Here is a 22733-nt window from a genome sequence, read left to right on the forward strand (position 1 = left end):
CCCTACCTTGATACCACGTTACTCGCCGAAAGACATTTCGGCAATCTGGAGCGATGAAGCCAAATTCGAACGCTGGCTGCAACTTGAAATCGCCGCCGTCGAGGCGCGCATGGAAGCCGGAATCGTCCCGTCCGACGCGCTTGCGACCATCAAAGAGAAAGCGAAGTTCAACGTCGAGGAGATTCTCACCATCGAGCGCGAGACCAAGCACGACGTCATCGCGTTCCTGACCAACGTCGCCGGATACGTCGGCCCCGACTCGCGTTACGTCCACGAGGGACTCACCTCTTCGGACGTGGTCGATACCTGCCTGGCCATGCAAATGCGCGACGCAGGCAAGATCATCATCGCAGATATCGAGTCACTGATCGTTGTTCTTGGCAAGAAAGCCGTCGAGCACAAATACACCCTGCAGATGGGCCGCACGCACGGCATCCACGCCGAGCCGACCACCTTTGGCTTGAAGCTCTTGCTCTGGCACGAGGAGATGAAGCGCAACCTCGAACGCATGAAGCGCGCGCTCGAAACCGTTTCGGTCGGCAAAATTTCCGGCGCAGTCGGCACCTACCAGCACCTGTCACCGGACATCGAGGCTGCCGTCTGCGAGAAGCTCGGCCTGAAACCATCATCGATCTCGACGCAGATTCTGCAGCGCGACCGACACGCCGAGTACGCCACGACACTCGCCATTATCGCCTCGTCGATCGAGAAGTTCTCGACCGAGCTGCGCCACCTGCAGCGCACCGAGGTTCGCGAAACCGAAGAGTTCTTCAGCAAGGGCCAGAAAGGCAGCTCTGCGATGCCGCACAAGCGCAATCCGATCACTTTCGAGCGGCTCACCGGCCTGGCCCGCGTGGTGCGCTCCAACTCCATCGCCGCGATGGAGAACGTCGCTCTGTGGCACGAGCGCGACATTTCGCACTCCTCGGTCGAGCGTGTCATCATGCCCGACTCGACCATCGCGCTGGTCTACATGCTGCGCACCTTCCGCGACTCGATCGAGACCTTGCTCGTCTATCCGGAACGCATGGAGCAGAACTTCGACACCTCCTACGGCCTTACCCTCTCGCAGACGCTGCTGCTCGCCCTCACCGGCAAAGGACTCACCCGCGAGGAGGCCTACCGCCTCGTACAGCGCAACGCCATGAAGAGCTGGCAGGAGAAAATTCAGCTCAAGGAACTGGTGCTTCAGGACAAGGAGCTGCTCGAACACATCACCGCCGAAGAGATCAACAAACTCTTCAGCCCGGAGACGATTCAGGGCAAGCTCAAAAACAGCGTGGATATTATTTTCAAGCGGAACGGACTCTGATCGCTGACTTCTGACTGAATGAAAAACGAAAGGCCGATTGGTATTCCCACAATACCGACCGGCCTTTTCTGATTCCGATTTTTGTATCAGCGCTCAGAACATTGAGAGCTGATCACTTTCCGACGAAGGTTCGGCCTTGCGAAATTTCCGGTAGCGATTGACCAGCGCGTTGGTCGAAGCGTCGTGACCTTCGATCGGCTCTTCGGACTCGAACTCCGGCAGAATCGCCTTGGCGAGCTGTTTGCCAAGCTCTACGCCCCACTGGTCGAAGGAGTTGATGTTCCAGACCACTCCCTGCACGAACACCTTATGCTCGTAAAGCGCGATCAGGCTGCCCAGCGTAAAGGGATCGAGCTGATCGAGCAGGATGGTATTGGTCGGCCGATTGCCCGGAAAGACCTTGTGCGGCAACAGCATCTTGAGATCGAGCCCCGACAAGCCGCTGGCCTCCAGCTCCTTGCGCGCCTCGGCCTCACTTTTGCCGCGCATGAGCACTTCGGACTGGGCGAAGCAGTTGGCAACCAGCATGTCGTGGTGCATGCCGATGGGGTTCTGGCTCCTGAGCGGCAGGATGAAATCGACCGGAATGAAATTCGGCCCCTGGTGCAGCAGCTGGAAAAAAGCATGCTGTGCGTTGGTGCCCGGCTCACCCCAGATCACCGGCCCGGTGGCGTATTCAGTTTCGACTCCCGCGCGATCAACCCGCTTGCCGTTGCTCTCCATGTCGAGCTGCTGCAGAAAAGCCGGGAATCGGTGCAGATACTGGTCGTAAGGAATGATCGCCTGCGTGTGCGCACCGAAAAAGTTGTTGTACCAGATGCCGAGCATAGCGAGAATCACCGGCATGTTCTCCTCCGGTGGCGCGCTCCGGAAGTGCTCGTCCATCGCGTTCGCGCCAGCAAGCAGTTCACCGAAACGGTCGAAGCCGAGATAGAGCGCAATGGACAGACCGATCGCCGACCAGAGGGAGTAACGCCCGCCGACCCAATCCCAGAAGCGGAACATGTTGGCCGAGTCGATACCAAACTCCTCGACCTTCTCCTGATTGGTGGAAACCGCCACAAAGTGCTTTGCGACGTGCGCGTGATCAGTAGCCTTGTCAAGAAACCATGCCCTGGCACTCATGGCGTTGGCGAGGGTCTCCTGCGTGGTGAACGTCTTGGATGCGATGATAAACAACGTCGTTTCCGGATTCAGCTCTCGAACGGTTTCGGCAAGATGAGAACCATCGACATTCGAGACGAAATGCACCTTCAGCTTGCCGTGAGCAAACGGTTTCAGCGCTTCGGTGACCATATAGGGGCCGAGATCCGAGCCGCCGATGCCAATGTTGACGACATCCGTCATGCGCTTGCCGGTGTAACCAAGCCACTCCCCTGAAATCACCTTCTCGCAGAACACCTTCATCTGCTCAAGCACATCGGCGACCTCAGAAGCCACATCCTCGCCATCGACGCTGATTTCGTAGCCCGGAGGGCGGCGCAGTGCGGTATGCAGCACGGCACGGTTTTCGGTGAAGTTGATGCGCTCACCGTCGAACATCTCGCGGCGCCTTGTTTCAATACCCGAACGCTTCACCAGATCCATGAGCAGCTCCATGGTGCGATCGGTGATCCTGTTCTTTGAGTAGTCGAGGTGAATACCGTTCAGCGAGAGCGAAAAACGTTCGGCTCGACCGGAATCGGCCATGAAAAGCTCAGTCATAGCGAGATTGCCGGTGTCCTGAAAATGGGATTCAAGGGCACTCCATTCGGCACTGCGGGACAGGTGCATAATGATCTGGGGGGATTTAATAATTATAGAGTCGATGAATCTCAGTAAGGAATATAACGCATGAGCACGACACATCCGTCCGGCAGCCGTTCGACGGTCAGGTTGGCAGCGTAATGGTTCATCAGCAATAAACCTCTTCCACAAGGTCTCGACCGGGCAGCCTCTGAGCGGGTCGCGGCGAGCTGAGGGGCAGGATCGAAACCTTTACCGAAATCGCGTATCTGAACCCCAAGAAATCTGGCACCACCTTTCCAGCCCGACTCGAACAGCATAACGACAGGCTGCTCCGGATCGCTTTGATTGCCGTGTAAAACCGCATTGACGAAGGCCTCATGTACGGTCAGCCACAGCACCGATGAAAACTGCTCACCATATCCCTCAATGCTGGACAGCGTCGCAACCCACCGCCTGAGCTGATCTGCAAAGCTGAGTTGAGATGGCAGAGAAAATCGGTAGTAGCTCATGGCAACATGAATTGATGCCCGAAAACACTTGTCAGATAAGGTAATGAGCACTGATGATGCAGGCAAACCACCCCTGAAAAACCTCGACTTTATTTTTTTAGTCCACCAACAATATCCAACTTATTTTTCTTACCGATTTGTAATTTTTCATTTAAAATTTATATTGCACCTGTGTGATGAGCTAATAATTCAACGCAAAAGAGCACACTCAGCTTTATTTTTTTCACAACCGTAACCTTTCAACAATCATGAAATCATTTCTGTCGAAATCCGGGGCAATTGCTGCCGGACTGCTTGTAGCAGCGGCAATCTTGAGCCCTCCGCTCCTGGCGGAAACGGCCGCAGCCGCGCCGACACCGGACGCTGTCAATGCCTTCGCCATCGACAACTTCTTCCTGTTTATTTGCGCCGTGCTGGTGCTGTTCATGCAGGCGGGATTTGCTTTGGTTGAAACAGGCCTGAACGCCGCCAAAAACACCGTGAACATCCTGTTCAAGAACCTGATGGATATGGCCATCGGCGCTATCCTCTTCTACTTCATCGGATACGGAATGATGTACCCCGGTGATGCCTTCAGCGGCGGCTTCTTTGGTTTCGGCAGCTGGGGAATCACTACTGACATGCCAGATATTGCAGCTGGCAGCCTCTATCCTGCGGTGGACTTCCTCTTCCAGGTCGCCTTTGCCGCAACAGCCGCAACGATCGTCTCGGGAGCGGTTGCCGGAAGGATGCAGTTCAGGTCTTATCTGATCTATTCAGCAGTCATTTCAGGACTTGTCTATCCCATTAGTGGCTTCTGGCAGTGGGGTGGCGGCTGGTTGAACGCCATGGGCTTCCACGATTTTGCAGGTTCGCTTGTGGTGCACGCTCTCGGCGGTTTTGCCGGTCTTGCCGGTGCCATCGTACTCGGCCCCCGTCTTGGCCGCTTCAACGAAGATGGTTCGCCGAACGCCATGCCTGGCCACAACCTCGCACTCAGCACCCTTGGTGTGTTCATTCTTCTTGTCGGCTGGTACGGCTTCAACCCCGGCAGCCAGCTTGCCATTGTCGGCGGTGACAACACGGCTGCCGTCATGAAGATTGCTGTCAACACCACCCTTGCCGCCTGCGCTGGCGCGGTTGTTGCCATGATCTTCGCCTGGGGCCTCTTCAAGAAGCCAGACCTTACCATGGCTCTGAACGGTATGCTTGCCGGTTTGGTCGCCATCACGGCAAACTGCGACGTGGTTTCCTATAATGCTTCGCTGATTATCGGTGCAGTCGGTGGTGTTCTTGTCGTGCTCGGCATCATGCTGCTCGACAAGCTCCGTATCGACGACCCGGTCGGCGCATGGCCGGTACATGGCCTGAACGGCATCTGGGGTGGTATCGCCGCCTGGATTTTCGGTGGCCAGCCTATGGTTGCCCAGATCACCGGTTCGCTCGTGATCCCGGCCTGGGGTTTCGGCACCATGCTGGTCCTGTTCCTCATCCTGAAAGCTATGGGTATCCTGCGCGTTCACAAGGATGAAGAAATGAAAGGCCTCGATATTTCAGAACATGAAGAAGAAGCTTATTATGGCTTCGATATCTACACAACCCAGTAACGCATTTAAACGGAGCCTAAGCAATGAAATACATTGTAGCAATGATCCAGCCCCACAAGCTGTCGGACGTGAAAAAAAGCCTTGCCGACGCCGGGGTTCGAAAAATGACCGTTACCAACGCTCTCGGATGCGGCGCTCAGGGTGGTTACACCGAGGTCTATCGCGGCGTCCCGAGTGAGGTCAATCTCCTGAAAAAGCTCAAGCTTGAGATCGGTATCAATGATGAATTTGTTGACACTACGGTAAAAGCAATCATAAAAGGAGCAAAAACAGGTGAGATTGGTGACGGAAAAATTTTTATATTCGACCTTCCGGAATGCATTCGGATCAGAACCGAAGAAAAAGGCAACAGCGCCATCGGTTAATCCAGCATTCTGACCTTTTCGGGAGCTTTCGTGTGGCGGGAGCTCCCGGTATGTACACACAAACCATAACACCACAGTAAACGTAAGGAGTTATTGTCAAATGAAAAAGACAGCAAAACTGATTGCACTCGCCGCAGTTCTGTTCGCAGGTTTCGGCTCAAGCAACGCAATGGCAGCTGAAGGTTTTGAGCTCGGCGCAGACATCGTCAGCAGCTATGTCTGGAGAGGTAGCGATCTCGGTGATTCCGCTGCGATCCAGCCCAGCCTTTCCTACACCTTCGAAAACGGTCTTTCCGTCGGCCTTTGGGGCTCCTATGCTCTCTCGGAAAACAGCGGAACCTGGCCTGATCCCAAGGACCGTTATAAAGAAGTTGATCTCACCATCAGCATGCCGGTTGGCCCTGTCACCCTTGCTGTAACCGACTACAACGGCGATCCTGAAGAAGGCAACACCTTCGACTTCGGTGAAAATGGCAACAACACCATCGAAATCAGCGCCAGCGGTACCTATGCAAATATCGACCTGATGGCCGCCGTGTTCGTCGCAGGCAACGACTATGACAACGCATGGTACTGCGAAGCTGGTTACCAGTTCTACGATAAGGATGGCTACACCGCCAAAGCTGTCGCAGGTCTCGGTAACGAAGGCTACTATGGTGATGGCGAAGGCAAGAAACTTGCTCTGGTCAACACCGGTATCGCTGTGTCGAAAGACCGCTACACCGCTTCGGCTATCTACAACCCGGATACCGAAAATTCTTACCTGGTCTTCATGGCCTCGTTCTAAGTGTGGAAACGTTCTTTGTTAGGTTAACAAAAAAGGAGCCATTAGGCTCCTTTTTTGTTTTGTGCTGAAAACGATTTTTCCTCCGCCACATTGTCCACTTTGCCTGTCAAACCAAAGCGGAACTCCGACCTTCCTCAGATCGCCTTTTCATAGATCACATACTCTTTGTAGGGTATGCCGCCAATGACCTTGGCGAGCTTGCTCATGGCTTCGTTGGACTTGAGCACCCAGCTCATCTCGCTGGCGAACAGGCCGTGTTTGCCGCCATATTCCGAAATACGCGCGTTCATGATGCTGTCGATACCCTTGTTGCGGTATTCAGGCAACACCCCCATCGTAATGGTACGGTATGTGGAGATATTGCGCTTGTACCAGAGATACTTGACCAGCCCCCACGGCGTGAAAGGATTGCCGTTCACATGCTTGAGCGCCTGATTGATGTCGGGCAGGGAAAGCGAGAAGCCGATGGTTTTGCCATCCTTGTCTTCCACGAAATAAATGAAATGGGGATCAGCCAGCGGTTTGAGGCTCTTGGCCATGAAATCGAACTCTTTGTCTGTCATAGGCACGAAGCCCCAGTTCTTCTCCCAGGCCTTGTTGTAAATCTCCCTGATCTTTTCGATCTCACTGTCGAAGCGCTTCATGTCGAGATCCCGGACGCTCAACCCCTCGCGCTTCAGTACGTGCTGCGCGATGCGGCTCAGGCGGGTGATATCGATCATCTTCTGGTCGATATACCAGGCAAGCAACTCCTGGCCAATCTTGTGGCCGCTGTTCAGGCAAAGTTCGTTGTAGTAGGGAGGATTGTAAAGCATCAGGAACACCGGCGGGCTGTCGTAGCCTTTGGTGAGCATACCGCACTGATCGTTCATCGACGGGCTCACCGGGCCCCGCATTGTATCGAGCCCTTTGCTCTTGAGCCACATGGCGGCCGCTTCGAAAAGGGCGTCAGCCACTTTCTGGTCGTCAATGCACTCGAAAAAGCCCCAGAAACCAACCTTATCCTGATGAATCTCGTTGTGACGGCGGTTCTGAATGGCAGCAATCGTTCCAACCATGATGCCCTCCTTCCATGCGGTGAACATGGCCAGGTCGGCATGTTCGTAGAGGGGGTACTTTTCAGTATCGAGAGTCTTCATGTAATCCGACACGACCGGCGGCACCCAGTTACGATTCAGCTCCGGATCTTTGCGATAGATTTTCCACGCAAACTTGATGAACTGCTTCCGCTCATGCCTGGTATTGACGCGCCTGATTTCGATGCTCATGTCGATCTGATCGGGTTAAGACGTTCACAGCGGAGAAAAGGCCGCCCCCGCTGAAAGGGCTGCCCCCGGCCAGCGTTGAAACGGCCGGGGGCTGAAAAATTGGGACGTTATTTAAACGCCTGCCCGGGCTCCACGCCAAGCGCCTTGAGAACTTTGGCAAGGGGACAGAAGCCGGTAAATGCTGCCTGGAAAAGGTTCAGACCCACAAATCCGGTGAACCAGAGCCAGCGAATATCATGGTATTGAGAAAGAAGAACACTGGCCAGAATAAAAAATCCGGCCACGGCATAGACAACTCTATCGATATTCATCGCTTAAAAACTTAATGATTAAATAAATGTTCGTTAAACCGTCGCGCTGATGCGCTTCATAAAATCAGCACCATCGCGAAGCATCTTGGCAGTCTCCTCCCAGGAGACGCACTCGTCGGTAATGGAGACGCCATACTGTAACTCTTCACGGTTGTCCGGAATCGGCTGGTTCCCGGAACAGATGTTGCTTTCGATCATAACACCTGCAATGCTCTTGTTGCCGTTCTCCTTCTGGGCAAGAATATCCTCCCAGACCTTGACCTGATTACCGAACTTCTTGCCGGAATTGGCATGGCTGCAATCGACAAGCAAGTAAGGTGAAAGCTTGGCTTTCTGAAGCTGCTTTTCAGCTCTGGTAACATTCTCGGCATCGTAATTAGGCCCTTTCGATCCGCCGCGCAGCACGAGATGACCAAAAGGATTTCCCTTGGTGGTAATAACACTGCTCCTGCCGTTCTGATCGATCCCCAGGAAACTGTGCTGGTGCATCGCCGAATGAATCGCGTCGATGGCCACCTGAAGCCGTCCATCGGTTGAATTCTTGAAACCAACCGGCATCGAAAGGCCGCTCGCCATCTGGCGGTGGGTCTGCGACTCGATCGTACGGGCACCGATAGCGGCCCAACTGATCAGGTCAGCCACGTACTGTGGCGTAATGGGGTCCAGAAACTCGGTTGCCGCCGGCAAACCCAGCTTGTTCAACTCGAGCAGCAGCTTGCGCGCATGGTAGAGCCCATGCTCGATATCATAGGTATCGTTCAGATGAGGATCGTTGATAAAGCCTTTCCATCCAACCGTTGTTCTCGGCTTTTCAAAATAGACACGCATCACGATGCAGAACTGCTCCTTGAGCTCTTCACGCAAGGAAAGAAGCCGGGTAGCATACTCCTTGGCTGCATCGATGTCATGGATGGAACAGGGCCCGACGATGACCAGCATCCTCGAGTCCTTGCCAGTAAGAATATCCTCTACTTCACGCCTTGCCTGAAAAACCGTATCGGCGATATGCTCGGTCACGGGCAACTTCTCCTTCAGTTCCCGAGGCGCAGAGAGCGTGATGATATTTGAAACTCGTAAATCCTGTAATTGCTGCATTCGTAGTACTCAGAAAAATCGTCAATTATACACAATATGTGAGGAAGATAATAAATCAACCAGAATAACGGGAGCCGTCGCGTGTAAATTCCCTTGCGGCTGCAACATACGTCCCTAAACAGGAAAACCTGCCACGCTGGCAGGTTCTCCTGTTCCTCCAATGGGGTATGAAAGAAAGGAGCTCTTACTCCTTGGTAAACTCGATATTGAGCCAGCCGCCCTCGAACGAAGCACCGGTAGACTCCATGCCGGCCAGGAAGATCGGAAGCGCCACAATCTTCTGATAGTCACCGATACGGATGGTCAGGTCATCGCCGAGCTTCATGATTTTCGGCTCAAGGCCCATGTTCTCCATGAACGGCAGCTTGACGCGAACCGTGTAGTGGCCTTCGGAGTTCTTGATGACGTTGATCGGGTTCTCCTTGAAGAAGACATCCAGCGGGTTGTCGTCTCCATAGACCTTCTCGCCAACCTTGCGGAGCATCTCCAGACCGACCACCTCGTTGTTGAACAGCGGTACTTCAGCAACCGGAATCGGTGCGAAGGCATCGTTGATCTGGTCGATATATTTCTGCTGGATGCCACGCCACTGCTGGAAGTACGGGTCGGGGCTCTTGTCGGGCATGACTCGGTTGATGGTGATTCTGTCGACCGTGATACCGTAGAGGTTCAGGTAGGTCAGCGCACGCATCGACTCCTTGATGACCATCTTCTCCGGGTTCATCACAAGGCGCATGGTGGTTTTGGTGCCATCGGCCAAAAGATCGATAATGCCCTCGGTCGAAGAGAACAGGTTGTCGACTTTCTCGTACACCTCTTCGGGAGCGACGAAATCGTCGAGCTTCTTGACCTTCTTGGAGAGCGGTCGAATCATCGGCTTGACCATGTACTTCTCGACGTTGCGGATGAACTTGATAAACCAGCCGAAGGTCTCGGGCAGCGAAAGCAGCCTGAGGGTCTCACCGGTCGGAGCGCAGTCAACCACCAGAAGATCGAAATCCTTCTGCTCCTCGTTGTAGCGCTTGATATACGAAAGTGAGAAGAGCTCCTCCATACCCGGAAGAACACCCATCTCTTCAGCATAAACGCCCTCGATACCACGCGAAGCCATGAGGTGGGCGAAATGCTCCCTGACTACATCCCAGTTCAGGTTAAGGTCACCGAAAACGCTGACCTCCTGACCCCAGAGGTTCTCCGTGATTTTAACGGGAGAGGGGCCAAGTTCTACATCGAGAGAGTCACCGAGGCTATGGGCCGGGTCGGTAGACATGATGAGGGTTTTGTAACCCATATCTGCTGCTCTCAGGGCTGTCGCTGCTGCAACTGAAGTTTTGCCGACGCCACCCTTGCCGGTGAAAATGATATTACGCATACGCTGTGTTAAGTACCCTTTGTTGGTGGTTAAAAAAACTGTCCTTATCCCGGAAAGAACCGGGCATCCGATGCGTGCAAAATTTGAAAAGCTAAGATAAGAAAAAACTTGCAATGACAAGAAGAACAAGTGCCACGGAATTAACTCCTTCGGCAATCAACTCCCTCACCAAAGCACTTCGGCACGCTCATTCACAACCGTACCGGAAAAGCCAGCCTTACTGGCGACCAGGAATGCTGCTACCCATCGCAGAACTGTGGCTGAAGGGGTAAAGTAAGCATCCAACTGTTTTATCGGAACCCACCCCGTCAGCTTGTTGCGAGGTTATTACAAACCGTGCCGCTGCTTCCTTCAAGGAATGCGTCATCCCCTGTCACCCGAAACAGACTTAAAGACCACGAGCTTCTGGCCCGGTTTCAGCGTAGAACTTTTCAGATTATTCCAGGAAATGAGCTGACTGACAGAACAGCCATATCTGCGGGCAATCTTTGAAAGTGAGCCTCCCTGCCTGACCACATGCACTTTGCGGCCACTGCGGCGGCTTTGACTGACAACCTCCTTCTGGCATTCGGTGCTGCGCGCCATCGCATACTGACGCTCCTTTTCAGCCACCAGTTCCGGACGGTAAGCGTAAATATCCCGTTCTTTATCCCGGAACATCTGTGCATGGCGCCTGTTCAGGCGAATCATGTTCGGTACTGATTCTGGCGAAGGAATCAGGCCGGCCGTGTACTGCGGATTCAGAAATGCCAAGTCCTCCATCGGCACACCGATGGTTTCGTGGAGCTGCTCGAAGGTAAGAGCAGTCCTGACCGGTACCCGTTCGGTCTCCGAATAGCGATAGCTGGGCTCTACCGACTTGATATTGTGGTCGCTGTAGAAGTTCATCACATAATTCACGGCAATGAAAGCCGGAACGTATCCCCGCGTTTCCTGCGGAAGGTACGGGAATATCTCCCAGAAATCGCGGGCTCCACCTGCCTTCCTGATTGCCTTCCTCACATTACCGGCACCGGCGTTGTATGCTGCAAGCACCAGAAACCAGTCGCCGAACATGTCGTAAAGATCGTTGAGATGTTCACACGCGGCAACCGTCGCCTTGGTGGGATCGTAGCGGTCTTCGATGAACGACGAGGTTTGCAGGCCATACATCCTGCCCGTGCCACTCATGAACTGCCACAGCCCCCGCGCTCCTGCACGGGAAACAGCGGTAGAATTCAGCGCAGACTCCACAATGGGCAGATACTTCATCTCCGGAGGAATATTGTACTCGCGGAGCTTCTCCTCGAACAACGGGAAATAGATGCTGGTCAGGCCAAGTACTTTTGAAACGGCCTTCCGCTTATCCACCGCATAGACGCGGATAAAGCCTTTGACGTGCTGATTATAGACCAGATTGAACCTGCTTTTTCTGGCAAGCCCGGCAATCCTGGAAACGTAAACAGAATCGGTGAACTGAGGGATGAACTCTTCGGGAAAAACATCACCACCCGAGGCAGTTCTTTCAGAATAAAAACGGTCGGGCTGCACATAGGTGGTGCGCACCAGGCTGTCGAGCATGGCATTCACCCGCGAAGCCCGCATCTCCGGAACGCTGTAATATTGCTCCCCAAACGCATCGGAGCGGAAGCATGCAATCTGCACGATGACGCAGAAAAGAAAAAACCCTGACTGCAGAAAGTTCTTCACAAGTTTGGCCGAGTTAAGCAGATGAATAAAATCAGAACGGAAGCAAGTCATGGCGCAAACAACCTAAAATTTAACATAACCAGACGGCCCGATTATTACAAGCGAGGGAAATTGCCAAAGCACTCGCAGCTCGTGCAGGAATCAATACCGAACCTTCCAGAGAAAAAGCCCGGCAGGATCGGCAGGAACCAGCGACGCGGGGCGCCCTCCATCGACAAGCATCCGGGAGAACTCCTCTTCGCTAAGCCGCCCCATCCCAACCTCGATCATCCCGGCGACAAGAAAGCGCACCATGCTGCGGAGAAAACGGTTCGCCTCGATGCGGAAAACGTGGAATCGCCCAGAGCGGTACCAGCGCGCCTCCGTGACCGTGCAAAGCGTTCCCTGCTGGTCAGGGGTCTCTTTCGAGAAGGCTGCGAAATCATGGGTTCCGACCAGCATCGCCGCCAGCCGGTTCATCAAAACCACATCCGGCTTGCCGTGCGAGCACCCGGCGAAGCGGGAGTCGATGGCCGAGGGACGTTCGAGCAGAACGTAGCGGTACTCCCGCGAGGTAGCGCTGAAGCGCGCGTGGAACGACTCCGGCACTTGCCGCATGGAGGTGATGCGAATCGTCGAAGGCAACAGCGAGTTGGCCGAGTGCATCATGCGTCCAAGTGGCATTTCCGAAGCGACCGCAAAGCTCGCTACCTGCCCGCGCGCGTGCACTCCCCTGTCGGTTCGGCCTGCGCCATCGATGCTCACCGGTTCCTGCGTGATGCGTCCGAGCACGCGCTCGATCTCGCCCTGCACGGTCACTACGTCACCCGGCTGCCGCTGCCACCCCGAGTAATCGGTGCCGTCGTACTCGATCTGCATCCTGATGGTTCTCATCGACCTTCCGCCCATTTCACTCTCTACCGTCAATCGTTCCGCTATTCTTTTCCCGATAATAATTATCTTTAGCCATAATTTTCGCCTCATCGATCCTGAAAAACCGGCTAACAGCTTGACAATACCATCCCTCGACCTGCTTCTCGCATCACTGGCAACAGCTGACCGCAGCAGCTATTCGCACCGATATGCCGTGCCGAACCTCTGGCACAACGGCACAACCGGCGTGTCAATGGTCGATCCGGTTGACTACTACGGCGACACGCTCAACGCCATCCGAAATGCGCCGCCTTGCGCCCTGAACACCGGGCCGGACGATGCCGACTGGAGCGCTTCGGCAACGGTGTACAACCTTTTCGTCAGGTACGATGCCGCGTTCGATCACAACCTGGACGGGCACATCGGCACGGATGCGCTGCCGGAGGGATTCCGCGAAACCGGCACGCTGCTCAAGGCAATCGCGATGCTGCCGTATATCCAGCGAATGGGCGTCAACACGCTCTACCTCCTGCCGCTGACCAGCATCGGGGCAGTCAACCGAAAGGGTTCGCTCGGCTCGCCGTATGCGATCAAAAACCAGTACAAGCTCGACGAAACCCTCGGTGAACCGGTGCTCGACCTGTCGCTTGAAACGCAGCTCAGAGCGCTCGTCGAAGCGTCACACCACCTCGGCATGAGGGTCGTCTTCGAGTTCGTTTTCCGCACGGCATCAATCGACAGCGACTGGATCGAAAAACATCCCGAGTGGTTCTACTGGATCAAATCCGGCGAGAGCCTGCCGCCCTACAGTGCTCCGGCATTCGAGGACGACAAGCTGACGCGCATCTACGAGCAGGTGGACAAGCACGACTTCCACGAGCTTCCTGAACCGGATGAGACGTACCGCAACCGCTTCGTCCCGGCTCCGGAGAAGCTCACACTCGGTGCGAACGGCTACACCGGCACGACCGATGACGGCGGTGAATGCGTCATCGCGAGCGCCTTCTCGGACTGGCCGCCGGACGACCGCCAGCCACCGTGGACCGACGTCACCTATTTGAAGTTGCACGATTCGCCGCGTTTTAACTACATTGCCTACAACACGATACGGATGTACGACGAGGCGCTCGAACAGCCCGAGTTCCGCGCCATGAAGCTCTGGCGGGAGATTACGGGCATCATTCCGCACTACCGCAAAGAGTTCGGCATCGACGGCGCGATGATCGATATGGGCCATGCCCTGCCGCCGGAACTGAAGGCATCCATCGTGGCTGAAGCTCGCAAAGGTGCGCCAGAGTTTGCCTTCTGGGATGAAAACTTCGACCCGTCGCCGAAGCTGAAGGAGGAGGGGTTCAACGCCGTCTTCGGCTCGTTGCCCTTCGTGATTCACGATGTGCTCTTCATCAAGGGGCTGCTCAACTTCCTGAACCGCAACGGCGTAGCGATCCCGTTTTTCGCCACGGGCGAGAACCACAACACGCCGAGAGTCTGCCATAACCTCGCGGGCAAAGAGGCCGGGCGCCGCCGCTCGCTCTTCCTCTTCACGCTTGGCGCAGTGCTTCCGGCCATGCCGTTCATCCACTCCGGCATGGAAATTTGCGAGTGGCATCCTGTTAACCTCGGCCTGAACTTCACCGACGACGACCGCCAGCGCTTCCCCGCCGAGACGCTGCCGCTCTTCGCGCCCGCTGCCTGCGACTGGGCGAAAACGAATGGCCTCGACCCGCTCTGCGACGACATCCGCAAGGTGCTCGACATCCGGCAGCAGTACTTCGATCTCATCCGCTGCGGCGACAAAGGCTCGATCACGCAGCCCTACATCTCCGATCTGCAGTTGTTGACCGTCATGCGCAAATCGGGTGGCAAAAACCTTGTCTTCGTCGGTAACAGCAACTTCGAAGAGCCGGTCACCGGCACAATGGAGTTCGGTCAGCAAGAGATGGAGTTCGAAGAGCTGATCACCGGGCGAACGCTGACGGTTTCCGATCACAAGCTCGTGATCGATTTCGCTCCCGGTCAGTGTGTGCTGTTCGAACTACCCGGCACGGATGAAGAGTAATTCCGAAAAAATTTTTCCAGTAAACCATTTAACTATCATCACATCATGTCACTTCTCGTCATTGGATCCCTCGCTTTCGACGACATCGAAACTCCTTTTGGCCGTTCTGACAACACCCTCGGCGGCTCTTCGACCTACATCGCGCTGTCGGCCAGTTACTTCACCGACGAACCGATCAAAATGGTCGGCGTCGTGGGTTCCGATTCCGGAAAAGAGCACTTCGACCTGCTCCACTCCAAGAACATCGACACCAAGGGCATCCAGGTCATCGAGGATGGCAAAACCTTCCGCTGGGCGGGCCGTTACCACTACGACATGAACACCCGTGACACGCTCGACACGCAGCTGAACGTCTTCGCCGAGTTCGACCCGCATGTCCCGACGCAGTACCGCGACGCGAAGTATGTGTGCCTCGGCAACATCGATCCCGAGTTGCAGCTCAAAGTGCTCGACCAGATCACCGACCCGGAGCTGGTCGTCTGCGACACCATGAACTTCTGGATCGAAGGCAAACCCGAGGAGCTGAAAAAAGTGCTCGCACGTGTGGACGTCTTCATCGTCAACGATAGCGAAGCCCGCCTGCTCTCCGGCGAACCGAATCTGGTCAAGACCGCCCGCATCATCCGCGAGATGGGTCCGAAAACCCTCATCATCAAAAAGGGCGAACACGGTGCCCTGCTCTTCACCGACAACGGTATTTTCGCAGCTCCGGCCTTCCCGCTCGAATCGATCTACGACCCGACCGGCGCTGGCGACACCTTCGCAGGCGGCTTCATCGGCCACCTGGCCCGCTGCGGCAACACCAGCGAAGCCGAGATGCGCAAAGCCGTGCTCTACGGCAGCGCGATGGCCAGCTTCTGCGTGGAGCAGTTCGGCCCATACCGCTACAACGATCTCAACCTGCTCGAAGTAGACGACCGCTACCAGAGCTTCCTAGAACTGTCGCGCATAGAGGCGTAACAAAGAACCGGCGCGCAACTTGCAGGGGCGGTTTGTGAACCGCCCTTGTGAGTAATCACGGTGGATTTGATGGGCAAAATAGACCCAATGGACAACATGGATAACCGCCCACCACATTCCTGAAAAGGCACCAAACCCAACACACGACCATGGCACAACTCACCCCACTGGACATCTCATTCATTGCGGGTTACCTGCTGTTAACCCTGCTGGTCGGCCTGTTCTTTTCAAGGCGGGCATCCGAAAACGTTGGCGAGTTCTTCCTTTCGGGACGCAAGCTACCGTGGTGGATCGCAGGTACCGGCATGGTTGCCACAACGTTCGCCGCCGACACACCGCTCGCCGTGGCGGGGTTTGTTGCCAAAAACGGCATCGCGGGGAACTGGGTGTGGTGGACGTTCGTGTCGGGTGGAATGCTTACGGTGTTCTTTTTCGCCCGGCTCTGGCGACGGGCAAACATTCTAACCGACCTCGAATTCATCGAGCTGCGCTACAGCGGCAAGGCTGCGAGCTTTCTGCGCGGCTTCAAGGCGATTTATTTCGGCCTCTTCATCAACGCGGTGATCATCGGGTGGGTGAACCTGGCCATGTTCAAAATCATCAAGATCATGATCCCCGGCCTAGACCCGCAGCTCACCATCGTGGGGCTCGTGATTTTCACGGCGATCTACTCCGGCATGTCTGGCCTGTGGGGCGTTTCAATCACCGATGCCGTGCAGTTCATCATCGCGATGGGTGGTTGCATCGTCCTCGCAGTGCTGGCGGTCAACTCGCCGCAGGTTACGGCGGCTGGCGGCCTGAAAGAGGCCCTGCCTGGCTGGATGTTCGACTTCTTCCCGTCGTTCTCTTCGACCGTCAACACATCGGCGACCGGAGCCTACGCCCTGCCCTTCACCGCCTTTGCTGCTATGGCGTTCGTGCAGTGGTGGTCGTCGTGGTATCCGGGCGCGGAGCCGGGCGGCGGCGGCTACATCGCCCAGCGCATGATGAGCGCCAAGGACGAAAAAAACTCGCTGCTGGCGACGCTCTGGTTCACTATTGCGCACTACTGCGTACGCCCGTGGCCATGGATCGTCGTCGGCCTGGCGAGCCTCGTGATGTTCCCTCACCTGCCCGCCGGTCAGAAGGAGGACGGCTTCGTGTATGTCATGAACGCCGTGCTGCCCGCCGGACTGAAGGGCCTGCTCATCGCAGCCTTCATGGCGGCCTACATGTCAACGCTCTCGACCCACCTGAACTGGGGCACGAGCTACCTCATCAACGACCTTTACAAGCGCTTCGTCAAGCCGGAGGCTGAACAGAACCACTACGTGCTGATGTCGCGGATCGTCACGGCGATCACGGCGATCTTCGCCCTTTACATCACGTTCTACGTGCTGGAGACCATCACCGGCGCCTGGGAGTTCATCATCCAGTGCGGCGCGGGCACAGGCTTCGTGCTGATCATGCGCTGGTTCTGGTGGCGGCTCAACGCCTGGTCGGAGATCACCTCGATGGTCGCGCCGATCGTTGCATACACCTGGATCAGCCAGTTCACCACGATCGTGTTCCCCGAGTCAATCTACATCATCGTGCTCTTCACGATTGCCGTAACCCTCGCCGTCACCTGGCTCACCAAACCAACTGACAGATCAACGTTGCACGCCTTCTACCGCACCACGAGGGTTGGCGGAGCGCTGTGGAAACCGGTGGCCGACGAACTTCCTGACGTACAAGGCGACACCGGCTTCCCGGCCCTTTTTGCCAACTGGTTTTTCGGCATCGTGCTGGTTTACGCCACACTGTTCGGAACCGGCAAACTGATCTTTGGCGAACCGCTGGCTGCCGCGCTCTACTACGCCGCCGGAGCATTGGCTGGCGTAATGATCTACCGCGACCTGTCGAAGAGAAACTGGAAAACCTTCGATTAACAATGACCTCGCGCCGCAAACTCATCCTCGCCTCGCAATCGCCGCGACGTCGGGAATTGCTCGCCATGACGGGAATTCCGTTCGAAACCGCCTCGGTCGAGATCGATGAAACCTTCGACCCGGCGCTGACAGTCGAGAAGAACGTGATGGCGATCTCGAAGCAGAAGGCCGAAGCCGTAATGTGGACGTTGCCGCAAGACGCTGGCGAAGCGATCGTACTCGGATCGGACACCACGGTAGTGCTCGATGGCGCCGCGCTCGGAAAACCCGGCGACGCCGACCACGCCTTTGAGATGCTCTCCGCGCTGCAAGGCCGCAGCCACGAGGTGCTCACCGGCTTCTGTATCCTGCACGATGGCAAGGCAATCACGGACTACGCCCGCACCATCGTCGAGATCGGCGCGATGACGCCCGGAGAGATCACCCGCTACATCGAAGTGATGAAACCGTTCGACAAAGCCGGATCGTACGGCATTCAGGACCCGCTGCTCGCCTGCTTCGTCACCGGCATCGACGGCTGCTACTACAACGTCGTCGGCCTGCCGGTCTCGAAAGTGTACGCCGCGCTCAAACCACTCTTCCCACTGGACGCGAATCGATGAGCCAGAAACCTGTCCTCGTCATCCTCGGCCCCACCGCCTCCGGCAAAACGGAGCTGGCCTTCCGCATCGCCCGTAAAACCGGCGGAGAAATCATCTCGGCCGACTCGCGCCAGATCTATCGCAGCATGGACATCGGCACCGCCAAGCCGCCGAAGTGGATGCTCAATGAAGTCAAACACCATTTCATCGACGAAAAGGAGATCGGCGAACCCTTCAGCGCGGGAGATTTCGCAGAACAGGCGGCAGAGAGAATCCGCGAACTACGTCAGCGCGGCATTACACCTATCGTGGCGGGCGGCTCGACGCTCTACCTCGAAGGCCTGCTCAAAGGCTTCGCCGAACTGCCGCAATCCAATCCGGAGATCAGAGCGCGGCTGAAGCATGAACTTGAGCTGCACGGCGCAGAAGCGCTCTACCGACGGCTCGAAGCGTTCGACCCGGAGCAGGCCAAAACCCTCGACCCCACCAAAACCCAGCGCCTCATCCGGAGCCTCGAAATCATCGAAATTTCGGGAACGACGGTCACCGCCCTGCAACGCAAAACCTCCGGCCCGCCGCCCGGCATCGAGTTCACCGTCATCGCCCTCGATCTGCCCCGCGAAGTGCTCTACGAGCGCATCAACCGACGCACAAGCGAAATGATGCACGCCGGACTCGAAGCCGAAACCCGCCATCTTTTCGACAAGTTTCGTGACGAATGGCGCAGCAAAAAACTCAACGCCCTTGCTACCGTTGGCTATCGCGAACTCTTCGAACACTTCGAAGGGCTGTACAATTTGGAGACCGCTGAAGCCCTTATCGCCCAGCACACCCGCAACTATGCCAAACGCCAGTTGACATTTTTCCGTAACCGACTCGATGTGGAATGGGTAAAAGGCCCGCTTGATGAAGCCGGGATTGAGGCGCTGGTTGAGTCGCTTTGCGAGAAAATTGCCTGATCTTTTACCACATTCACCTGCCTCTACGCAATAAAGCTCTGAACGCACCCACCTCCCCTCTCAACTCCCACCGATATTTTACGCTATCGCAAAAAATATGATTTGAATGAATGGAATTTTGTACGATAATAGGGATAGGGGTCGCTCCGCATCGATTGTATAACCATCCCTCACTGATTGTGGAGCGAAAAGGCTGTTCACATGCCTTAAAAAAATTAGTTACCGTTTTTCCGCTGGAGTTTTTTTATGAAACACTCCATATCGACTCGCAAGGAGTTGACCATCCTCAAGCTCGAAGAGCAGGTTTTTGATGTCCGGCATGCCGAATGGTTCAGGACAACAATCGATACGATGGTCAGTGATGAGGCAAGCAGAAACATCATCATCGATTTTTCACAAGTCAAGGCAATCGACTCGTCTGGCATAGGTTCCATCCTTCTTGCCCACCAGCGCGCCAACAGTTCAGAAGGGCTGGCTATTTTCGTCTCGCTCTGCCAGCAGATCAAGGATCTGCTCAAACTCGCCAACCTGGACAAACAGCTCTTCATCTTCTCATCGATCAACGAGGTCATGACCCTGATCGAACCGGCCCTGAAAGGTAAACGTGCCAGCAAGGCGCGCCGGCAGCAGCAAAATGATGATGACAACGACGGTGACGATGAGGTGAACGAAGAGATCGATATTCTGCCCGACGATGCATACGAAAGCGAATCGTTCGACGACATGGACGACGAAACAACCGACGACAGCAACGAGCGCGAAGAGGACGATGATGAAGCCGAAGTCAAGCCCCGCAAAGTGGCTAAAACGCCGAAAAAGCGCGGCCGCCCGAAGAAAAATTCTCAACCGGTGAAGGCGGTCAGAAAAAAATCCGAACATTTGGACTGACTGCCCATCTCGGCTTCCAGCTCAACACGCAGCACTATCCGCCAGCCCTCCATTTGACTTTTTTTAGCGTCTACACTATTTTTTGAACGGTGGTCAGTACCTTGCCGCCTTCTCTTGAAAAACGAACTGTTTTATCCAGAGAAAGGAGCGCCTTGCCATGCTTGACGACCTCTTTCGCGATCGGCTCAAAACACTTCTTGACACCGCAGGTGTAACCATCGACGGCCCCAATCCGTGGGATGTCCGCGTGCACGATCCCCGCATGTTCAGAAAAACCGTGCTTGAGGGCAACCTCGGCTTTGGCGAGTCCTATATGGATGGCTGGTGGGAGTGCGACGATCTCGACGAGCTGTTTTACCGGATTCTCTCCTCCGGCATCGACCAGCAGCTTGTCACGCTCACCAAAGCGGTCAAAACGCTCCAGAGCACGGTTCGAAACCTGCAAAAACCCGCACGAGCCTTCACAGTGGGCAAACGGCATTACGATGCGGGCAATGACCTTTTCCTGGCTATGCTCGATCCCCTGATGCTCTACAGTTGCGCCTGCTGGAACAAGACCAGCGAACTCGCTCAGGCGCAGCGCAACAAGCTGACGCTGGTATTCAACAAGCTCGGCCTCGAACCGGGCATGAAGCTGCTCGACATCGGTTGCGGCTGGGGCGGAACCGCGCGGTTTGCCGCAGAACAGTATGGAGCGAAAGTGGTCGGCATTACCGTTTCCGAAGAACAGGCAAGCTTCGCGAGGAAGTTCTGCGCAAACCTCGATGTCGAAATCAGGCTGATGGATTACCGCAAGCTCGAAGGCACGTTCGACCGCATCGTCTCCCTCGGCATGCTCGAACATGTGGGATATCGGAACTACCGCACCTTTTTCGAAACCGCCCGTCACTGCCTTCATCACGATGGGCGTCTCCTCGTGCAGAGCATTGGCAGCAATACCCCCTCAATGGCGAACGATCCCTGGATCGAAAAATATATCTTCCCGAACTCCCTTTTGCCCGCGGCCAGCCAGATCACCCGTGCGTATGAACGCTGCTTTATCCTCGAAGACTGGCACTCTTTCGGCCACGACTACTCACTGACGCTCAAGGCCTGGGAAGAGAATTTCAGACGCAACTGGCCGCGACTTGAAAAGAACTATGATAACCGGTTCTACCGCATGTGGCGCTACTACCTGTTAAGCTGTTCGGGCGCTTTCCGGGCGCGCGCCATCCAGCTATGGCAGATTCTGCTCAGCCCGAGCGGCATCAGGGGCAAGTGCCTGATTCCGCACGAGCCATCCGCATCAGGGTTCAGGGATAGAGAAAGCGACCGTGGTTCTTCTCGTTGAATTTGCGCACCTCTTTCTGCGCAGTATGGAGAATCTTGTCGATCGGCTTCTTCCTGACAAGCATATGTCGATAGCGATCGGTTCCGGCAAGCTTGTCGAAAAACTCCTTGTTCAGGTCGAGCTGGTCGGGATACAGCTTTTGCAAAACCAGCAGAATCGCCACTTGCATCCTGAAAGGATCGAAAATCGCACGATCGGTCACGGCAAGGCGGATACCGTAGCACGTCAGCCCAGCAAACTTGCTGCTCGACGGGATGAACGATGCCGGCTGAAGAGAAAGGCCCGGTAAATCGTATTGCTGCAGTTCCGATAACAGGACTTCGCTGTCGATAAACGGGGCACCGAAAAGTTTGAACGGAGCCTCGGTGCCGCGCCCCTCGCTCACTGCGGTAGCTTCGAGCATGACCGTAGCCGGGTAAAGCAGCAGCGTCTCGAAGTCACGGAGATTGGGCGATGGCGAACGGAAGCTGTACCCCTCAAGCGCGTCGGCGAACAAGTCGTGACGATAGCCACTCATGCGGACAACCTGCAACGAAAGCTCCGGGTAATCCCGCTGTTGCAGCCACGTAGCGATCTCCCCCACCGTCATACCGTGAATGAAGGGCAGCTCAGCCGCTCCGACAAACGACTCATAGTCCGGATCCAGCACGAAGCCGGAAACTGGCATAGGCGCAATGGGATTCGGCCGGTCAAGCACCATGAAGACGATCCCCGCGTCACGGCACGCCTCCATGGCGAGCTTCATGGTAGAGATGTAGGTAAAGCAGCGGACACCGGCGTCCTGAAGGTCGAACACCAGCACATCGATAGTTTTGAGAAGCTCAAGATCGGGGCGCTTCGTCTTGCCGTAGAGCGAATAGACCGCAATGCTGCCGCCAACTTCGTCATTACCGACTGCCTCCCCCGCCTGCCGCTCAAGCGTGAAGCCATGCTCCGGCGCCATGAGAAATTTCAGATCAACGCCATTGCTCAGCAACACCTGATAGCCCGGCTCCCCGGAGCGCGAAACCGACACGGCATTGGTAATCATGCCCACCCGTTTACCCTGAAGCTGCAAACATCTTTCGGAATCAAGCACGTCAATCCCATACCGGAACGGCTCGGCATAGGCTGTGGAAGCAGCAAGAACAAGCAGAAACAACAAAAAAGAGGTAATGCGGCCCATGAGGAAA

At 55.7% G+C, this 22733-nt stretch carries 20 protein-coding genes; 11 read left to right on the forward strand and 9 right to left on the reverse strand.

What is annotated here, in order from left to right:
* Positions 1-7 precede the first annotated feature (7 nt).
* Positions 8-1312: an adenylosuccinate lyase gene (gene purB / locus CPAR_RS06190; protein WP_012502460.1), complete on the forward strand. Its 1305-nt coding sequence runs from the start codon at positions 8-10 to the stop codon at positions 1310-1312.
* Between the two features lie 93 nt (positions 1313-1405).
* Here purB and pgi read toward each other — a convergent pair whose 3' ends face one another.
* Both pgi and CPAR_RS10640 read right to left on the reverse strand, forming a co-directional pair.
* Complete coding sequence (gene pgi, locus CPAR_RS06195) at positions 1406-3085, reverse strand: glucose-6-phosphate isomerase (RefSeq protein ID WP_012502461.1); 1680 nt, start codon at positions 3083-3085, stop codon at positions 1406-1408.
* Between the two features lie 41 nt (positions 3086-3126).
* Complete coding sequence (locus tag CPAR_RS10640; RefSeq protein ID WP_012502462.1) at positions 3127-3549, reverse strand: ATP-binding protein; 423 nt, start codon at positions 3547-3549, stop codon at positions 3127-3129.
* A 248-nt stretch (positions 3550-3797) separates the two neighbouring features.
* Between CPAR_RS10640 and CPAR_RS06205 the strand changes: the two genes are divergently transcribed.
* From CPAR_RS06205 to CPAR_RS06215, 3 genes are all read left to right on the forward strand, one after another.
* Positions 3798-5135 carry an ammonium transporter gene (locus tag CPAR_RS06205; protein WP_012502463.1) on the forward strand — a complete coding sequence of 446 codons (1338 nt, stop codon included), beginning with the start codon at positions 3798-3800 and terminating at the stop codon, positions 5133-5135.
* A gap of 23 nt (positions 5136-5158) precedes the next feature.
* Complete coding sequence (locus CPAR_RS06210) at positions 5159-5500, forward strand: P-II family nitrogen regulator (protein WP_012502464.1); 342 nt, start codon at positions 5159-5161, stop codon at positions 5498-5500.
* Between the two features lie 100 nt (positions 5501-5600).
* Entirely contained in the window at positions 5601-6287 is a 687-nt protein-coding gene (locus CPAR_RS06215; RefSeq protein WP_012502465.1) for a TorF family putative porin, read from the forward strand.
* 134 nt (positions 6288-6421) lie between these two features.
* Here CPAR_RS06215 and CPAR_RS06220 read toward each other — a convergent pair whose 3' ends face one another.
* The 6 genes from CPAR_RS06220 to truA form a co-directional block, all read right to left on the reverse strand.
* A complete protein-coding gene (locus CPAR_RS06220; RefSeq protein ID WP_012502466.1) occupies positions 6422-7555 on the reverse strand; it encodes a GNAT family N-acetyltransferase in 1134 nt (377 codons plus the stop codon).
* Between the two features lie 107 nt (positions 7556-7662).
* Positions 7663-7866, reverse strand: a complete 204-nt coding sequence (locus CPAR_RS06225) for a YgaP family membrane protein (RefSeq protein ID WP_012502467.1) — start codon at positions 7864-7866, stop codon at positions 7663-7665.
* Positions 7867-7899: 33 nt separating this feature from the next.
* A complete protein-coding gene (locus CPAR_RS06230; RefSeq protein ID WP_012502468.1) occupies positions 7900-8961 on the reverse strand; it encodes a 3-deoxy-7-phosphoheptulonate synthase in 1062 nt (353 codons plus the stop codon).
* Between the two features lie 184 nt (positions 8962-9145).
* The gene (locus CPAR_RS06235; RefSeq protein ID WP_012502469.1) at positions 9146-10333 is read right to left on the reverse strand and encodes an ArsA family ATPase; all 1188 of its coding nucleotides are present in this window, start codon (positions 10331-10333) and stop codon (positions 9146-9148) included.
* A 363-nt stretch (positions 10334-10696) separates the two neighbouring features.
* Positions 10697-12022: a lytic transglycosylase domain-containing protein gene (locus CPAR_RS06240; RefSeq protein WP_198002606.1), complete on the reverse strand. Its 1326-nt coding sequence runs from the start codon at positions 12020-12022 to the stop codon at positions 10697-10699.
* A gap of 141 nt (positions 12023-12163) precedes the next feature.
* A complete protein-coding gene (gene truA / locus CPAR_RS06245; RefSeq protein WP_041466299.1) occupies positions 12164-12895 on the reverse strand; it encodes a tRNA pseudouridine(38-40) synthase TruA in 732 nt (243 codons plus the stop codon).
* 115 nt (positions 12896-13010) lie between these two features.
* On the opposite strand from truA, the gene CPAR_RS06250 reads away from it, so the two are divergent.
* From CPAR_RS06250 to cfa, 7 genes are all read left to right on the forward strand, one after another.
* Entirely contained in the window at positions 13011-14933 is a 1923-nt protein-coding gene (locus CPAR_RS06250) for an alpha-amylase family glycosyl hydrolase (protein ID WP_012502472.1), read from the forward strand.
* A 45-nt stretch (positions 14934-14978) separates the two neighbouring features.
* On the forward strand, positions 14979-15893 hold the full coding sequence (locus CPAR_RS06255; RefSeq protein ID WP_012502473.1) for a carbohydrate kinase family protein: 915 nt from the start codon (positions 14979-14981) through the stop codon (positions 15891-15893).
* A 149-nt stretch (positions 15894-16042) separates the two neighbouring features.
* On the forward strand, positions 16043-17803 hold the full coding sequence (locus CPAR_RS06260) for a sodium:solute symporter family protein (protein ID WP_012502474.1): 1761 nt from the start codon (positions 16043-16045) through the stop codon (positions 17801-17803).
* Positions 17804-17805: 2 nt separating this feature from the next.
* Entirely contained in the window at positions 17806-18405 is a 600-nt protein-coding gene (locus CPAR_RS06265) for a Maf family protein (RefSeq protein WP_012502475.1), read from the forward strand.
* Positions 18402-19343 carry a tRNA (adenosine(37)-N6)-dimethylallyltransferase MiaA gene (gene miaA / locus CPAR_RS06270; protein WP_012502476.1) on the forward strand — a complete coding sequence of 314 codons (942 nt, stop codon included), beginning with the start codon at positions 18402-18404 and terminating at the stop codon, positions 19341-19343. Before CPAR_RS06265 ends, miaA begins: the two co-directional genes overlap by 4 nt.
* Positions 19344-19589: 246 nt before the next feature.
* Positions 19590-20231 (forward strand): STAS domain-containing protein, encoded by a 642-nt coding sequence (locus CPAR_RS06275; protein ID WP_012502477.1) that lies wholly within the window; start codon positions 19590-19592, stop codon positions 20229-20231.
* Positions 20232-20388: 157 nt separating this feature from the next.
* Entirely contained in the window at positions 20389-21561 is a 1173-nt protein-coding gene (gene cfa / locus CPAR_RS06280; protein WP_012502479.1) for a cyclopropane fatty acyl phospholipid synthase, read from the forward strand.
* Here cfa and CPAR_RS06285 read toward each other — a convergent pair.
* Positions 21524-22726, reverse strand: coding sequence for an exo-beta-N-acetylmuramidase NamZ family protein (locus CPAR_RS06285; protein ID WP_012502480.1), 1203 nt, complete (start codon positions 22724-22726; stop codon positions 21524-21526). The genes cfa and CPAR_RS06285 overlap by 38 nt on opposite strands.
* Between the last annotated feature and the right edge of the window lie 7 nt (positions 22727-22733).

It is taken from the genome of Chlorobaculum parvum NCIB 8327 (genome assembly GCF_000020505.1).
GTDB classification, from domain to species: domain Bacteria; phylum Bacteroidota; class Chlorobiia; order Chlorobiales; family Chlorobiaceae; genus Chlorobaculum; species Chlorobaculum parvum_A.

Coding starts and splice junctions, on each gene's coding strand:
- miaA (WP_012502476.1), top strand. CDS start 18,402: ATGAGCCAGAAACCTGTCCTCGTCATCCTCGGCCCCACCGCCTCCGGC.
- CPAR_RS06215 (WP_012502465.1), top strand. CDS start 5,601: ATGAAAAAGACAGCAAAACTGATTGCACTCGCCGCAGTTCTGTTCGCA.
- CPAR_RS06255 (WP_012502473.1), top strand. CDS start 14,979: ATGTCACTTCTCGTCATTGGATCCCTCGCTTTCGACGACATCGAAACT.
- CPAR_RS06265 (WP_012502475.1), top strand. CDS start 17,806: ATGACCTCGCGCCGCAAACTCATCCTCGCCTCGCAATCGCCGCGACGT.
- truA (WP_041466299.1), bottom strand. CDS start 12,895: ATGAGAACCATCAGGATGCAGATCGAGTACGACGGCACCGATTACTCG.
- CPAR_RS10640 (WP_012502462.1), bottom strand. CDS start 3,549: ATGAGCTACTACCGATTTTCTCTGCCATCTCAACTCAGCTTTGCAGAT.
- CPAR_RS06210 (WP_012502464.1), top strand. CDS start 5,159: ATGAAATACATTGTAGCAATGATCCAGCCCCACAAGCTGTCGGACGTG.
- CPAR_RS06235 (WP_012502469.1), bottom strand. CDS start 10,333: ATGCGTAATATCATTTTCACCGGCAAGGGTGGCGTCGGCAAAACTTCA.
- CPAR_RS06260 (WP_012502474.1), top strand. CDS start 16,043: ATGGCACAACTCACCCCACTGGACATCTCATTCATTGCGGGTTACCTG.
- CPAR_RS06205 (WP_012502463.1), top strand. CDS start 3,798: ATGAAATCATTTCTGTCGAAATCCGGGGCAATTGCTGCCGGACTGCTT.
- CPAR_RS06285 (WP_012502480.1), bottom strand. CDS start 22,726: ATGGGCCGCATTACCTCTTTTTTGTTGTTTCTGCTTGTTCTTGCTGCT.
- pgi (WP_012502461.1), bottom strand. CDS start 3,085: ATGCACCTGTCCCGCAGTGCCGAATGGAGTGCCCTTGAATCCCATTTT.
- CPAR_RS06230 (WP_012502468.1), bottom strand. CDS start 8,961: ATGCAGCAATTACAGGATTTACGAGTTTCAAATATCATCACGCTCTCT.
- CPAR_RS06220 (WP_012502466.1), bottom strand. CDS start 7,555: ATGAGCATCGAAATCAGGCGCGTCAATACCAGGCATGAGCGGAAGCAG.
- CPAR_RS06225 (WP_012502467.1), bottom strand. CDS start 7,866: ATGAATATCGATAGAGTTGTCTATGCCGTGGCCGGATTTTTTATTCTG.
- cfa (WP_012502479.1), top strand. CDS start 20,389: ATGCTTGACGACCTCTTTCGCGATCGGCTCAAAACACTTCTTGACACC.
- CPAR_RS06275 (WP_012502477.1), top strand. CDS start 19,590: ATGAAACACTCCATATCGACTCGCAAGGAGTTGACCATCCTCAAGCTC.